Source organism: Rhodococcus sp. 008, from assembly GCF_001682295.1.
GTDB classification, from domain to species: Bacteria; Actinomycetota; Actinomycetes; order Mycobacteriales; family Mycobacteriaceae; genus Rhodococcus_F; species Rhodococcus_F qingshengii.
In genome coordinates this window covers 5,989,189-6,002,085 of the sequence record NZ_CP012749.1, presented here as the reverse complement: position 1 = coordinate 6,002,085, position 12,897 = coordinate 5,989,189, and the positions used below count along the sequence as shown (strand labels likewise).

Sequence of the window (12,897 nt, the reverse complement as noted above, 5' to 3'; positions counted from 1 at the left end):
CGAAGGGACCTTGCTGCTGATGCAGCAAGGTCCCTTCGTGGTTCGCGGGAGTTCGGGGGAGTGCGGTGATCAGGTGGTGCGTGAGTAGTGCACGCGCCGTACCCACCACGTGACTACAGCGGCCGTTGCGGCAGTCAGTACGGCCACCTGCATCGACTGCGTGACGGCACCGGCGACGACGAACAGCACGAACCCGACCACGAGAGCTTCGATCTTGTACAGCGGCCACCGAGTTCCGGCCAGATCGACGCAATAGTCGGGGGAGGGGCGTGATTCGCGAGTGGAGATATCTGCGGTGGTCATCTCGTCCCTTTCCGATACGGCTGTTCGAAGCTGTGGTTTCAGAGTAGCCAGAGATGAGAGTTCGGGCAAGCGAACTTTATTGATCGGCAGCTCACTTAATCGATCAACCAGGGGAGTGCGCGGGCGACAGGCCTGGTCGGCGTGGTTCGGTGGCCAAGGTGCTCGAGTGGGTGTTCACTGGTATACATGCCAATCACAGGTGAGTACGAACCCAGTCCAGCGTCGTGGGCCGCCGATCAGGTCGCACGCATCGAGAACTCCGGTGGCACCGAGGGAAACGACATGAACGGCATGCCCGTCGTCGTTCTCACGACCATCGGGGCAAAGTCCGGCAAGGTCAGGAAGACGCCGCTGATGCGGGTCGAGCACGACGGTTCGTATGCCGTTGTGGCTTCGCTCGGTGGCGCCCCGAAGAATCCGGTCTGGTACTACAACGTCAAAGCCGACCCGCACGTCACGCTGCGTGACGCGACGCAGGTCTTCGACCTGGTTGCTCGGGAAGTCACCGGCGACGAGAAGGCGGTCTGGTGGGAGCGCGCTGTCGCTGCGTACCCCGACTACGCCGATTATCAGACGAAGACCGATCGTGAGATTCCGGTGTTCGTGCTCGAACCCAAGTAACCCCGCATTCCACTAGAAGCGCTGCATCAATCACAAGTAAATCGTCACTCCCGGGGGTCGGCGATCCCGACTCCCGGGAGTGTGTCATGGAGGTCTGATGAGTCCGAAAACCGTTGCAGATCAATTGGTTCAGCAGCTCGTTGACGCGGGTGTCAGTCGGATCTACGGCATTGTCGGTGACAGTCTCAATCCCATCGTCGATGCGGTTCGTCGCACCGGTGGTTCCGAGAAGGGCGGAATCGATTGGATACACGTCCGGCATGAGGAAGCAGCTGCGTTTGCGGCCGCAGCGGATGCCCAGATCACCGGAAAACTCGCAGTGTGTGCCGGATCCTGCGGCCCCGGAAACCTTCACCTGATCAACGGCCTGTACGACGCTCATCGTTCGGGCGCGCCGGTCCTCGCGATCGCCTCACACATCCCCAGCGCCCAGATCGGAATGGGCTACTTTCAGGAAACGCATCCCGAGCGGATCTTCATCGAATGTTCGAGTTACACCGAACTCGTCAGCACGGCAGTCCAATCACCTCGCGTGGTGCAGTCGGCGATTCAGCATTCGGTGGCTCGAAACGGCGTCTCGGTGATCGTGCTTCCCGGGGACATCGCCGATTGTCCGGCAGAAGGCACCCCGCCGACGCTCGTCGAAACCCGAAGGCCGACAGTCGTTCCGGATGCCGGTGACGTCAAGGCGTTGGCAGATGTGATCAACGGCTCGCGTAAGGTTGCGATCTTCGCCGGCGCGGGCGTGCGAGATGCGCGCGCGGAGGTTCTGGCGTTGGCCGAAACCGTCGGCGCTCCCATCGGGCATTCACTGCGTGGCAAGGAATGGATCCAGTACGACAATCCATACGACGTCGGGATGACCGGATTGCTCGGTTACGGTGCGGCGCACGACGGTATCCACGGCGCCGATCTCCTGCTCCTGATCGGTACGGACTTTCCCTACGATCAGTTCTTGCCCGACGACGTTCGCACTGCTCAGATCGACATCGCGGCCGAGCGGTTGGGGCGTCGAACCAGCCTGGACCTGGCTGTGCACGGCGACGTCGCGAGCACCTTGAGCGCACTGATTCCGCAGCTCGATCGAAAGACCGACCGCGGGTTCCTGGAGGACACGCTCGCCAAGCACAACACTCTGATGACCAAAGTGGTTGGTGCATACACGGATCCGGTCAAGCAGCGCACGCCGATTCACCCCGAGTATGCGGCATCGATCTTGGACGATCTGGCAGCCGACGACGCAATCTTCACCGCCGACACCGGGATGTGCAACGTGTGGACGGCGCGCTATCTCAATCCGAACGGATCGAGACGCTTCATCTCCTCGGCGCTGCACGGATCGATGTCCAATGCGCTCCCACACGCGATGGGTGCTGCATGGTCGAGTCCGGGGCGTCAGGTCATCTCGGTGTCGGGCGACGGTGGATTGTCGATGCTGCTCGGTGAGTTGGTCACCGTCGCGATGTACAAGTTGCCGGTCAAGATCGTGGTGTTCAACAACTCGACGCTCGGAATGGTCAAGCTCGAGATGCTGGTCGACGGCCTTCCGGATTTCGGGGTCGACGTGCCCGCGGTCGACTACGCGGCGGTTGCTGCTGCGCTCGGTATCTTTTCGCGCCGAATCGAGAATCCCGCGGATATCGAAGCGGGCCTACGCGCCGCGCTCGATCACGACGGTCCGGCCTTGGTTGATCTGGTGACCGATCCGCTGGCATTGTCGTTGCCGCCCACCATCACCGGTGGTCAGATGAAGGGCTTCGCTTTGGCGATGTCGAAGATGGTGATGAACGGCGGCGTCGGCGAGGCAGTACAGATGGCCAAGTCGAATCTGCGGAACGTGCCACGTCCCTCACAGTTGGATCCTCGCGGCTGACCTACCGCCACCCTGCCTCGCAGACCATGCGGGGCGGGGTGGTGGGAAGGTTGATCCCCGACGTGCGAAAATGGCGGAGTGTCTAACTCGCCCGATGTCGTAGTAACGAAGTCCACCGTCCCCGCGCTCGACGCGCAGGAGATCGACGCGGCCATCGAGCGAATTCAGCACGTCATTGCGGCGACACCTCTGCAGTACAGCGACCGTCTTTCGGCGTTGACCGGGGCACACGTGTACCTCAAGCGCGAGGACCTCCAGGGCGTTCGTTCGTACAAGATTCGTGGCGCTTACAACCTGATCGCTCAGCTCAACGAGGCTGAACGCGGTGCCGGCGTAGTGACTGCCAGTGCCGGTAACCATGCGCAGGGTGTTGCTTTCGCGTGCCGAACGATGCAGATCAAGGGTCGGATCTACGTTCCGGCAAATACCCCCAAGCAGAAGCGTGATCGCATTCGCGCCCACGGCGGAGCGTTTGTCGAACTGTTCATGATCGGTGAGACCTATGACGCCGCCGCTGCTGCGGCCGCCGAGGACGTAGCCGAAACCGGCGCAACCATGGTTCCCCCGTTCGACGACGTGCGCACCGCTGCGGGGCAAGGAACCATCGCAGCGGAGATTCTGACGCAATTGGACGCCCCTCTCGACACGATCGTCGTGCCGGTCGGCGGCGGCGGTTGCATTGCGGGCATCGCGACCTACCTGCACGAACGGTCGCCGAAGACGTCGATCGTCGGGATCGAGCCGTCCGGTGCGGCGTCCATGACGGCCGCTCTTGTTGCCGGGGGCCCGGTGACTCTTCCCGACGTCGATCCATTCGTCGACGGAGCAGCGGTCAAGAGGATCGGCGATGTTCCCTACGAGGTCGTCTCACGTCTGGGTGCCGCCGTGGTGTCGCACGCGTCGTTGCCGCTCGTGGCTCGTCAACTTCAGACACGGTCCGGTTCGGGATCGTTTGTCGTCAATCAGATCGACGAGGGCGCTATCTGCACGGCGATGCTCGAGCTGTATCAGAGCGAGGGCATCATCGCCGAACCCGCGGGAGCGCTTTCCGTTGCGGCACTTCAGAATTTGACGTTCGAGCCGGGTTCGACCGTCGTGTGCCTGATCTCCGGTGGCAACAACGACGTCTCCCGTTACGGCGAAATTCTCGAGCGTTCGCTCGTTCACCTCGGGCTCAAGCACTACTTCCTGGTCGACTTTCCGCAGGAACCGGGAGCGCTCCGTCGCTTCCTCTCGGACGTGCTCGGGCCGGACGACGACATCGCGCTGTTCGAGTACGTCAAGCGAAACAATCGCGAGACGGGTGCCGCGTTGGTGGGTATCGAACTCGGTTCCGCCGACGGGTTGGCGGCGTTACTCGAGCGGATGGAGCGCGCGCCGATGCAGTCCGAGAGGCTCGAGCCGGGAAGCCCGGCGTACCGCTATCTGACGTAAGGGACGCCCCCGGTCAGGGCCGCAGTCGCTCGACCACCTGTCGATGCAATTCGGGATCCGGCTGGGGGAGCCCGAGCATGGCCGCCAGATACAGGCCGTCGCCGACGAGTCGGATGATCTCGGCCTGCACAGGGTCGGCGATCTCGGTCTGAAGGCCCTTGTCCCAGCTCCGCATCACGTGGGTGACGGCTTTCTGGATCTCGTCGTGTTGTCCGTCGACTGTTCGCAGTGCCGCGATGATCGACCGGAAGAGTGAGAGTTCTTCGCTTTCGTTCGCATCGGGGATCTGCAGATAGAACTCGGTGACCGTCGTACCGCCGGCTACGGCGTCTTCGAGTTGCTGATCCGAGCGTTCTCCGAGTCTGCGGACCATCGCCGCGAGCAGTGCTTCCTTGCTGGGGAAGTGATAGAGAAGTCCGCCCTTGGAAACCCCGGCTTCGGCGGCAACGCCTTCGAGCGTGACTTGGGCGACGCCGCTGACCAGCAGCAGCTTCTCCAGTGCGTCGAGAATTCGATCGCGAGTGTCGGCAGCCATGTGATGTGACCCTACCCGGAAATAACTTTACCGCTCGGACGGTTCACTGTTACCGTAGACCTACTGTACCGGCTGGACGGTGCAGTGAAGTCTTTTCGAAAGAACTCAGAGAAAGTCGCAGGGGAGCAATGTCAGTGTCGGCAGATCACACGTCTGCAATCAATCCCGACGAGGTTCGGGCGACAAAGCGTGACTGGGCGGGCTTGATAGTCCTTGCCTTTGCTGTGTTGCTCATCGCAGTCGACGGCACGGTGCTCGATCTTGCGCTTCCGTTCATCAGCGCCGACCTCGAACCGAGCAGCACGCAGTTGCTGTGGATCATCGACGTCTATTCGTTCGTGCTCGCCGGTCTGCTCATCACCATGGGTACGCTCGGCGACCGGATCGGTAGGCGAAAACTGCTCCTGATCGGCGCAGTCGGCTTCGGTCTCGCCTCGATCATCGCCGCTCTCGCTGTCAGTCCCGAGATGCTCATTGCCGCCCGCGTGCTGCAGGGTATTTCCGGTGCAACGCTGATGCCGGCCACCCTCGGTCTGATCCGCACGATCTTCGTCAACCCGCGTCAGCGCACCGAGGCGATCGGCGTCTGGGGCGCGATGGCCGGTGGCGGTACCGCGGCAGGCCCTTTGGTCGGTGGTTGGTTGCTCGAGCACTTCTGGTGGGGTTCGGTCTTCTTGATCAACATTCCGGTCATGATCGCGCTGGTTGTACTCGGCCCGATCCTGATCCCGGAGTCGAAGGACCCCAATCCGGGTCGATTCGACCTCATCAGCGCTGGTCTGTCGATGGCGACCATGTTGCCGTTGGTGTACGCGGTCAAGGAATCCGTGGTGCACGGTGTCAGCATCACGTTGCTGGTGATCGGCCTTGTTGGTCTCGCGGCGGGTTACGTGTTCGTGCGTCGTCAGCGGATGCTGAAGGATCCGATGTTGGATCTGAAGCTGTTTGCCAACGCGTCGTTTTCCACCGCCGTCATCACCAACCTGCTCTCGATCTTCGCGCTGGCCGGTGTCCTGTTCTTCGGCTCGCAGTACCTGCAGTTGGTGCTCGGTAACTCGGCGCTCGACGCCGGCCTGCTGATGCTCCCGGGTATGTTGCTCAGCGCATTCACCGCGGTTGCGGCGGCCTGGTTGATTCGCCGGTGGTCGGTGTCTCACGTGCTCAGCGCAGGCCTCGCGGTTGCCGGTATCGGTGCTGCGATGCTGCTCGCCCTCGGGGTGGACAGCGGCCCGTTGATGTTCGTGATCGGCTTCGGTCTGGCCGGTGCAGGTGTCGGTGTCGCATTGACCCTGACGTCGGATCTTGTGGTCAGTTCGGTGGAACCCGAGCGTGCCGGCGCTGCGTCCGCGGTGTCGGAGACTGCGTACGAACTCGGTATCGCGCTCGGCGTGGCGATCCTGGGCAGCGTGGTGATGGCGATCTTCCGCAAGGGAATCGACACGTCCATGCTCGAAGCAGATCAGGCGCACGCTGCGCAGGGCACGCTCGGCGGTGCGCTGCAGGAAGCGACGTACCTACCTGGTGAACTCGGTTCGGTGCTTGCCGATTCCGCGAAGGCGGCGTTTGTCGACGGTATGCACGTTGCTGCCGGTGCAACAGCTTTGGTTCTGTTCGTCAGTGCCGCATTGGTGTTGAGGATGCTGCGGAGTACGCCAGAGAACGCGAAGCGTTAATACCGGAATCTCGAGAGTTAGTCAGCTTTCGAGTACGACGAACGAGTGCCCCGGCACGACGGTTGCGGACGCGGTCTCGTCCTGTGTCGGCGGATCCCACCAGAGGATGGGGGTTCCGCCGGCCGGGACCGAGGCCGCGTCCGTTCCCAGATTGCACACGATCTGTAATGCGCCGCGGCGTAGGGTGATCCACTGGTCGTCCTCGTCGTAGTCGACGTGCATGTGCCCCAGCCAGGGGTCGGTGATCTCGATTCGCTTCTTGCGCAGGGCAAGTAGATCGCGATAGCACGCCAGGACGCGAGCGTGTGTCTGGTCGGTTCGCTCGTCCCAGTCCAGTTTGGATCGCAGAAATGTCTGTGGATCTTGCGGATCCGGAATGTCGTCGCTGTTCCAGCCGTGTGCCGCGAACTCCGCCTTACGGCCCTTGGCGGTGGCCTCGCCGAGTTCCCGTTCCGGATGCGAGGTGAAGAACTGGAACGGAGTGGTGGCTCCCCATTCTTCGCCCATGAACAGCATCGGCGTGTACGGCGAGAGCAGGACCAGTGCTGCCTTGATCGCCAATTGTCCTGGCGTCAGATAGGCGCTCGGGCGGTCGCCGATCGCTCGGTTGCCGATCTGGTCGTGGGTGCACGTGTATGCGAGCAGAGCGCTGGCGGGCTGATGCGTGATGTCGATCGGCCGGCCGTGAACCCGCCCACGGAACGAGGAATACGTTCCGGCGTGGAAGAACCCGCGCCGCAATGTACTTGCAAGGGATTCCAAGGATCCGAAGTCGGCGTAATAACCCTGGCGTTCGCCGGAGACGGCTGTATGAATGGTGTGGTGGATGTCGTCGTCCCACTGCGCGTCCAAGCCGAACCCGCCGGCCGCTCGTGGCGTGATCAGAGTGGCGTCGTTGAGATCACTTTCGGCAATCAACGTGAGCGGTCGGCCCAGATGGGCCGACAGTGTTTCCGTTCGGACGGCGAGTTCCTCGAGGATGTGCGTTCCGGTGTGATCGACCAACGCGTGGACGGCGTCGAGGCGTAGGCCGTCGATGTGGAAATCACGCATCCATCGCAGGGCATTGCCGATGATGTATTCGCGAACCTCGCCCGACTGCGGGCCTCCGATGTTGATCGTTCGGCCCCAGGTGTTCGCGCCATCGGCAATGTAGGGGCCGAACTTTTCGAGGTAGTTGCCCGACGGGCCCAGGTGGTTGTAGACCACGTCCAGGATCACGCCGAGTCCACGTTCGTGGGCTGCATTCACCAAGCGCTGTAACCCGTCCGGGCCACCGTAGATCTCGTGGACCGTGTACCAGAGCACACCGTCGTAGCCCCAGTTGTGAGTTCCGTTGAAACCGTTGACCGGCATGATCTCGACGAACCCGACACCGAGGTCGACGAGGTGATCGAGACGCTCGATCGCGGCGTCGAAAGTTCCTTCGGGGGTGAACGTTCCGATGTGCAGTTCGTAGACCGACGATCCCGGGAGTTGCCGTCCGGTCCACTGAGAGTCGGTCCAGGACGCCTCGTCGAGCTGGTGCAGTTGGGAGAGAAGGTGCACGCCTTCGGGCTGGCGTGGTGACCGCGGATCCGGGAGTATTTGACCGTCGACGACAAAGCCGTAGCGAGCTTCGTTGTCGCAGTCGACCTCGCCTCGCCACCACCCGTCGTCGGTCCGCTCCATGTCGTGCGTGATGCCATCGACTTCGACCCGGACCGATTCCGGCGTTGGCGCCCAGACCTCGAAAGTATGCACACGATCAGCATGCCTTGTTCGGTCGGATGTGGCAGCCCGGCGGGCTGGATCCGTCGTCATGGACTGTTTCTATCCGCAGGTGTTGCCAGACGGCGCCGATAGCGTGATCAGTTCCGGAGTGGGTGCGCCGCAGCATCCGGCTTCGGTTTCCCCGGTGTCAGCTGCGTCTGCGTCAGCTTCGTCGAAAACACCTGCGCCGCCGCAGACTCCGGTCTCCGGAAGGATCAGCTCGACGCGGGCTGCGGCGTCGTGATCGCCGGCGAGCTCGGCTGCGATGCTGCGAACCTGCTCGTAGCCGGTCATCGCCAGGAAGGTGGGTGCTCGGCCGTAGCTTTTCATTCCTGCCAAGTACACCCCCGGCTCCGGATGGCGAAGCTCCTTCGCGCCATGCGGGTAAACGGTGCCGCACGAGTGGACGTTCGGGTCGATCAGCGGAGCAAGCTCGACCGGTGCTTGTAAGACCGGGTCGAGGCCGAGTCGAATTTCCGAGAGCCAGGACAGATCGGGGCGGAAGCCGGTCAGCGTTATGACGTTGTCCACGTTCTCGATGCGATCACCCGCATCGGAGGCGAGTATGAGTTGTCCCGAAGGGGTAGTTGTCACCTCTGCGGTGCGGAAGCCGGTGACGACTCTCAACAGGCCATCCTCGACGGCCTTCTTTGCACGCAAGCCCAGGGCGCCGCGCGTGGGCAGTTCGTCAGCGTCGCCGCCTCCGAATGCAGAGCCGATGTTTCCTCGGCGGACCGCCCAGGTGATGCGGGTGCTCGGAGCCTGCTCCGCCAACCCTGACAGCGCAACGATCGCCGTCAGCGCGGAGTGGCCACTACCTGCGATGACGGTGTGCGTTCCGGCGAACTGTGCCCGCACCGCCGGATCGTCGAGATCAGGAACCCGGTACCGGATCGCAGTACCCACAGCGCCTTCGCCGAGTGCAGGAAGACCTTCACCACCGAGCGGGTTCGGGGTGCCCCAGGTGCCGGACGCATCCACAATGGCCTGGGCGAACATCCGATCCTCGGTTCCGTCCCGGCGCCGCAGGTGAATCGAGAGGGGTTCGCTGTCGCGTCCGGCGTCGACGACCAGGTCACGTCCGCGTCGAGCGACGCCGATCACCTCGGTGTCGAACTGGACCAGGTCGGCGAGGGCCGAGGCGAGTGGTTCGAGGTAGAGCTCGCGCCATTGCCGGCCGGTCGGATAGGTCTGCCCGTCGGGTGAGCTCCATCCATTCTGGTCGAGGAGTCGCCGCGCGGCGGGGGAGACGAGTTCGGACCACCGGGAGAACAGTCGAACGTGATTCCACTCGGAGATCGCAGCACCGGCTGTGGTTCCGCGCTCGAATACAAGGGGTGTGAGTCCGCGCTCGCGCAGTTCTGCTGCGGCTGCCAGGCCGATCGGGCCGGCCCCGATCACGACAACGGGTAGGGGGTTCATTTTCGTGCCTTTCATCGACGATTATCGATCTACGGAGAACTGTATCGACGATCATCAATGTAGGCAACCATCGACTGCTGTCGATATAGTGGAGAGATGACTTCGCTGCAGACTCCGACGGTGCGAGTCGGCGATTCGGACCCGGATCAGATCCGTTCTTCCGTCCTCGCGCAGGGCGATGCCGATACCTACGCGCAGTGGTTCGCCTGCCTTGCCGAGCCGATGCGCGTCCGATTGCTTCACCGGGTAGCGAGCGCGGTCGGTGGTATTACCGTCGGAGCGCTCGCCGAGGCGTTGGGGATCGGGCAGCCGACGGTGTCGCATCACCTGCGCAAGCTCGCCGATGTGGGTTTTGTGACCATGCGTAGGGAAGGGACGAGCACGGTCGTCGCGATGAGTCCGACGTGTTGCGTTGCCTTGCCGCAGGCGGCGGATGTGGTGATGGGAGTCCTTGCTCCGCGTCCGTGCTGCCCGAGTGATCTGCCCGGCGATGTCTCTGTCCGGGCCATGATCGACGACGACTGGGATGCGGTTCGCCGTATTTACGGCGAGGGTATCGACACCCGAAATGCCACCTTTGCCGCTGAGGTCCCCTCGCGTGAGCATCTCCACGAACGGTGGCTGCCGCAGCATCGATGGGTGGCGACTATCGGGGGTGTTGTTGTCGGATGGGCTGCGTTGAGTCCGGTTTCCGAGCGTGACTGCTACCGCGGGGTTGCCGAGAACTCCGTGTACGTTGCGGACGGCATGCGTGGTCGTGGCGTCGGAAAGGCGTTGTTGCGCAAGCAAGTCATGGCCGCCGACGCCGACGGACTCTGGACTCTGCAGACGTCGATGTTCCCGGAGAACCGTGCCTCCATCTCGCTCCATCATTCGGCCGGGTTTCGAACGGTCGGCCTTCGCGAGAAGATCGCCGAACTCGACGGCGTGTGGCGCGACACTGTTCTGCTCGAGCGTCGAACGGCGATCGCCGAGGGATGAGTCCGGGATCCGGCTGACCGGATGCCCGATTGCGCGTTGATTCGATATCTGTCAATATCGAAGAATGTCGAATCAAGAGCTGCCGGACTCCGAGGCTTGCTGCACCCCGCTCGTTCGTGAACCGTTGACCGAGGATTGGGCCGGCGACTTGTCTCGGATGTTCAAGGCCCTCGGCGATCCGGTTCGTCTCCGCTTGCTCAGCTTGGTGGCAAGTCACGAGGGTGGTGAAGCCTGCGTCTGCGACATCTCCGACTCGTTCGATCTGTCTCAGCCGACTATCTCGCATCACCTCAAGGTGTTGCGCCAGGCCGGGTTACTCGATTGTGAACGACGCGGGACCTGGGTGTACTACTGGGTTATTCCGGCTGCGCTGCAACAGCTTTCCGCCGTTCTACTGGTTGAAGGTACGAGCGTGAGTGTCGCGGACGCGTGCGTAGAGGTCACCGCATGAGCAACACCGCTGCCACCACCGAACACCCCGAAGTCGTCGGAAAACTCTCCACCCTCGACCGCTATCTGGCGGTCTGGATCGGCGTGGCCATGGTCGTCGGCCTGCTGGTTGGACGCTGGATCCCCGGTGTGAACACTGCCCTGGACAAGGTGCAGATCGACGGCATCTCGCTACCGATCGCCCTCGGTCTGCTGATCATGATGTACCCGGTCCTGGCGAAGGTCCGCTACGACCGCCTCGACACAGTCACCGGGGACAAGAAACTCCTCGCCGGCTCCCTGTTCCTGAACTGGGTTCTCGGCCCGGCGCTGATGTTCGCCTTCGCCTGGCTGTTTCTGCCTGACCTGCCGGAATACCGAACCGGTTTGATCATCGTCGGTCTCGCTCGCTGCATCGCGATGGTGATCATCTGGAACGACCTGGCCTGCGGAGACCGCGAAGCCGCCGCGGTGCTGGTCGCCATCAATTCGGTGTTCCAGGTGATCATGTTCGCCGTGCTCGGTTGGTTCTACCTCTCGGTCCTGCCCGGGTGGCTCGGCCTCGAACAGACCACCATCGACACCTCGCCCTGGCAGATCGCCAAATCCGTTCTGATCTTCCTCGGTATCCCGCTGCTGGCAGGTTTTCTGTCCCGCTTCTTCGGCGAACGCGCCAAAGGCCGCGACTGGTACGACAACAAGTTCATCCCCAAGATCAGCCCCTGGGCGCTCTACGGTCTGCTGTTCACCATCGTCGTGCTCTTCTCGATGCAGGGCGAACAGATCACCTCCCAGCCTTGGGATGTCGTCCGGATCGCGCTGCCCCTGCTCGCGTACTTCGCGCTCATGTGGGGCGGAGGCTACATCCTCGGCGCCGCAATCGGATTGGGCTATGAACGCACCACGACCCTGGCGTTCACCGCCGCGGGCAACAACTTCGAACTCGCGATCGCGGTAGCCATCGCCACCTACGGCGCCACCTCGGGGCAAGCTCTTGCCGGTGTCGTCGGCCCGCTGATCGAGGTACCGGTGCTCGTCGGGCTGGTCTATGTCTCCCTTGCACTACGCAAACGCTTTGCAGTCGAAGAGGTTTCATCCAGTCGAGAAAGAGCGAGGTCATGAGCAAACCATCGGTGTTGTTCGTCTGCGTCCACAATGCCGGTCGATCTCAGATGGCCGCGGGATTCCTGAGCCATCTCGCAGGCGACGCCATCGAGGTCCGTTCCGCCGGATCCGCACCCGCCGAGACCGTCAATTCGGCAGCGGTCGAGGCGATGGCAGAGCGCGGTATCGACATCTCAGCGCAGTCTCCGAAGATCCTCACTGTCGACGCCGTCCAGGATTCGGATGTCGTCATCACCATGGGCTGCGGCGACACGTGCCCGATCTTCCCCGGCAAGAGTTACCGAGACTGGGTTCTCGACGACCCGGCCGGACAGGGCCTTGAAGCAGTTCGCCCGATCCGTGACGAAATCGAGCGGCGCGTTCAAGCTCTGATCGACGAACTCACGCAGATTCGCCAGGCATTGACCACGGCGACAGATTCGGACCCGCCAGACACAAACAGAACGGATGACCAGCGGGATCGAGTAGAACCCGGCAACGCTCCGGCGCGTTCTGCCGGCTACCGATTTGAGCACCGAGGCTGACAGCTTGCTCCTGTGCGATGTCCAGATCATCGACCACTAAATCCAGATGAATCTGCTTCGGTATTGCAGCCATCGGCCACGTGCTCGGGCGGTGTTCGTCGATGCGGATTGCGGTGATCTGGCCACCGCCTGTGCTGACGGTCGCAAACTTCTCAGTGTTGTACGTGATTTCGCCGCCCAGCATATTTCGCCAGAATTCCGCAAGGCGTTGTGGATCACTGCAAT

General features: G+C 62.6%; 12 protein-coding genes and 1 pseudogene. 8 read left to right on the top strand and 5 right to left on the bottom strand.

Features of this window, described 5'->3' with window-relative positions; all coding sequences use genetic code 11:
* Positions 1-69: 69 nt before the first annotated feature.
* Complete coding sequence (locus tag AOT96_RS27630; protein WP_003941759.1) at positions 70-303, bottom strand: hypothetical protein; 234 nt, start codon at positions 301-303, stop codon at positions 70-72.
* Between the two features lie 186 nt (positions 304-489).
* Here AOT96_RS27630 and AOT96_RS27625 point away from each other — a divergent pair, with 186 nt between their 5' ends.
* The 3 genes from AOT96_RS27625 (at position 490) to ilvA (ending at position 4,231) form a co-directional block, all read left to right on the top strand.
* Positions 490-924 carry a nitroreductase family deazaflavin-dependent oxidoreductase gene (locus AOT96_RS27625; RefSeq protein WP_003941666.1) on the top strand — a complete coding sequence of 145 codons (435 nt, stop codon included), beginning with the start codon at positions 490-492 and terminating at the stop codon, positions 922-924.
* Between the two features lie 97 nt (positions 925-1,021).
* On the top strand, positions 1,022-2,797 hold the full coding sequence (locus tag AOT96_RS27620) for a pyruvate dehydrogenase (protein WP_020969844.1): 1,776 nt from the start codon (positions 1,022-1,024) through the stop codon (positions 2,795-2,797).
* 78 nt (positions 2,798-2,875) lie between these two features.
* Positions 2,876-4,231 carry a threonine ammonia-lyase IlvA gene (gene ilvA / locus AOT96_RS27615; RefSeq protein WP_007733150.1) on the top strand — a complete coding sequence of 452 codons (1,356 nt, stop codon included), beginning with the start codon at positions 2,876-2,878 and terminating at the stop codon, positions 4,229-4,231.
* A 13-nt stretch (positions 4,232-4,244) separates the two neighbouring features.
* Here ilvA and AOT96_RS27610 read toward each other — a convergent pair whose 3' ends face one another.
* Entirely contained in the window at positions 4,245-4,766 is a 522-nt protein-coding gene (locus AOT96_RS27610) for a TetR/AcrR family transcriptional regulator (RefSeq protein WP_007733148.1), read from the bottom strand.
* Positions 4,767-4,894: 128 nt separating this feature from the next.
* On the opposite strand from AOT96_RS27610, the gene AOT96_RS27605 reads away from it, so the two are divergent.
* The gene (locus AOT96_RS27605) at positions 4,895-6,439 is read left to right on the top strand and encodes an MFS transporter (protein ID WP_065352579.1); all 1,545 of its coding nucleotides are present in this window, start codon (positions 4,895-4,897) and stop codon (positions 6,437-6,439) included.
* 21 nt (positions 6,440-6,460) lie between these two features.
* Here the strand turns inward: AOT96_RS27605 and treZ are convergent, their stop codons facing one another.
* Together treZ and AOT96_RS27595 are read right to left on the bottom strand one after the other, a co-directional pair.
* Positions 6,461-8,182: a malto-oligosyltrehalose trehalohydrolase gene (gene treZ, locus AOT96_RS27600; RefSeq protein ID WP_065352578.1), complete on the bottom strand. Its 1,722-nt coding sequence runs from the start codon at positions 8,180-8,182 to the stop codon at positions 6,461-6,463.
* Positions 8,183-8,251: 69 nt separating this feature from the next.
* Positions 8,252-9,613: an NAD(P)-binding domain-containing protein gene (locus AOT96_RS27595; protein WP_065352577.1), complete on the bottom strand. Its 1,362-nt coding sequence runs from the start codon at positions 9,611-9,613 to the stop codon at positions 8,252-8,254.
* Between the two features lie 96 nt (positions 9,614-9,709).
* Here AOT96_RS27595 and AOT96_RS27590 point away from each other — a divergent pair, with 96 nt between their 5' ends.
* The 4 genes and pseudogenes from AOT96_RS27590 to AOT96_RS27575 all read left to right on the top strand — a co-directional run.
* Complete coding sequence (locus tag AOT96_RS27590) at positions 9,710-10,594, top strand: helix-turn-helix domain-containing GNAT family N-acetyltransferase (RefSeq protein WP_065352576.1); 885 nt, start codon at positions 9,710-9,712, stop codon at positions 10,592-10,594.
* Between the two features lie 64 nt (positions 10,595-10,658).
* Complete coding sequence (locus tag AOT96_RS27585; RefSeq protein ID WP_030537016.1) at positions 10,659-11,045, top strand: ArsR/SmtB family transcription factor; 387 nt, start codon at positions 10,659-10,661, stop codon at positions 11,043-11,045.
* A complete protein-coding gene (arsB, locus tag AOT96_RS27580) occupies positions 11,042-12,145 on the top strand; it encodes an ACR3 family arsenite efflux transporter (RefSeq protein WP_065352575.1) in 1,104 nt (367 codons plus the stop codon). The genes AOT96_RS27585 and arsB overlap by 4 nt, the downstream gene beginning before the upstream one ends.
* Positions 12,142-12,531 (top strand): annotated as a pseudogene (locus AOT96_RS27575) (arsenate reductase ArsC); the annotation flags it as partial. The gene arsB and the pseudogene AOT96_RS27575, both read left to right, overlap by 4 nt.
* Here AOT96_RS27575 and AOT96_RS35830 read toward each other — a convergent pair.
* A complete protein-coding gene (locus AOT96_RS35830; RefSeq protein ID WP_230691664.1) occupies positions 12,530-12,856 on the bottom strand; it encodes a VOC family protein in 327 nt (108 codons plus the stop codon). The pseudogene AOT96_RS27575 and the gene AOT96_RS35830 overlap by 2 nt on opposite strands.
* Positions 12,857-12,897: the final 41 nt, after the last annotated feature.